We start from the raw sequence: 1,944 nt of genomic DNA, 5'->3' as shown, positions 1-1,944 counted from the left end.
ATCGACCGCATCACGGCCACCGTGCCGGGCGGGGCGGCCAACGTGCAGGACCTCTATCCGCTGGCGCCGCTGCAGGAAGGCATTCTGTTCCACCATCTGATGGAATCCGAAGGGGATGCGTACCTGGAACCGTACCTGATGGCGTTCGACACGCAGGAACGCAGGGACGGTTTTCTGGATTCTTTGCAGGCGGTGATCGACCGTCACGACATCCTGCGCACGGCCGTGGCCTGGGAAGGCCTGCAGGAACCGGTGCAGGTAGTCTGGCGCGCAGCGAAACTGGCGATTGAGGACGTCGTCATCGCCCCTGAAGCCAATGATGCGGCCGAACAGTTGGCGGAACGCTACGATCCGAGACAGTATCGCCTCGACGTGCGAGCCGCGCCGATGATGCAGGTTTATACTGCCTATGATAAGGCCGGCGACCGTTGGCTGTTGCTGTTGTTGAGTCATCATTTGGTGCTCGATCACACCGCGCTGGACCTCCTGCTGGAGGAGATCCAGATGTATCAATTGGGCCAGGAAGACCAACTGCCGGCGCCGCTGCCGTTTCGCAACTTCGTCGCGCAGGCGCGGCTGGGAATCAGCCGGGAAGAGCACGAAGCCTTTTTCCGCGGCATGCTGGCGGATGTCGACGAGCCGACGGCGCCGTTCGGGCTGCTCGACGTTCTGGGCGACGGCAGCCGGATTCAGGAAGCCAACCAGACTGTCGACGCGGACCTGGCGCACCGCCTGCGGAAACAGGCCAAAACCTTGGGCATCAGCGCCGCCGGCCTGTTCCATCTGGCCTGGGCCGCGGTGGTGTCACGGACTTCCGGGCGCGACGACGTGGTGTTCGGCACGGTGCTGTTCGGGCGCATGCAGGGCGGCGATGATGCCGACCGGGTGCTGGGATTGTTCATCAATACCTTGCCGCTGCGAGTGCGGCTGGCTCAGGGCAGTGTTCTGGATCAGGTCCGTGACGTGCAGAGCCGGCTGGCCGGATTGCTGCGCCATGAACATGCGCCGCTGAGCCTGGCGCAACGCTGCAGCGGCGTGCAGGCGCCGGCGCCGCTGTTCAGCGCGCTGCTCAACTATCGGTACAGCCAGGCCGATGCCCCGGCGGACAGCGCCGCTGCCTGGCAGGGCATCGAAGTCCTGTCGGGCGAAGAACGCAGCAACTACCCGATCGTGTTGTCCGTGGACGACCTGGGCGAAGGGTTTTTACTGTCGGCGCAAACCCTGTTGCCGGTCGCGCCGGAACGGCTGTGCGCCCTAATGCGCACGGCGCTGGAAAACCTGCTCGACGCCCTGGAAAGCGCGCCGGACACCGCCATGCGCCGGATCGGCGTGCTGCCGGAGGCCGAGCGCCGCCAGGTGCTTTACGACTGGAACGCCACCCGGGCCGACTATCCCAGGGACCGCTGCCTTCACGAACTGTTCGAGAATCAGGTTGCAGCGCAGCCGGACGCACCGGCGCTTGTTCACGACGGCCGGACTTTAACTTACGCCGAACTGAACACGCGCGCCAACCGGCTGGCTCATTACCTGCTCAGTCTGGGAGTCGGACCGGAAGCGCGGGTGGCGCTGTGCCTGGAACGCTCGCCGGAGCTGGTCGTGGGGCTGCTGGCCGTGCTCAAGGCCGGGGCGGCCTATGTGCCGCTGGACCCGGCGTATCCCGAGGAGCGGCTGGCGTTCATGCTTGAGGATAGCGCCCCGCTGGCGCTGTTGACCGATAGCGATCTCAAGGCCCGGCTGGCCGAGCGCTCAGGCGGCGTCAGGCTGATCGATCTTTTTGCCGATGCGCGGCAATGGGCTCACCAGCCTGACGCCAATATCGACTCGACCCGCCTGGGCCTGACCCCGCGGAATCTGGCCTATGTGATCTACACCTCCGGCTCCACCGGCCAGCCCAAGGGCGTCATGGTGCCGCACGCCGGCGTGATGAACCTGGTCAGCTGGCAC

Annotated in this window: 1 protein-coding gene; it reads left to right on the top strand. The window is 65.6% G+C overall.

The annotated features are described in order from the left end of the window. On the top strand, positions 1–1,944 hold a 1,944-nt coding region (locus tag EK22_RS21755), incomplete at both ends, for a condensation domain-containing protein (protein ID WP_036254445.1).

This window comes from Methylobacter sp. BBA5.1 (assembly GCF_000746145.1).
In the GTDB taxonomy this organism is placed as follows: domain Bacteria; phylum Pseudomonadota; class Gammaproteobacteria; order Methylococcales; family Methylomonadaceae; genus Methylobacter; species Methylobacter marinus.
Note: the sequence above shows the minus strand (reverse complement) of the source record. Positions and strands in the feature narration are given on the sequence as shown.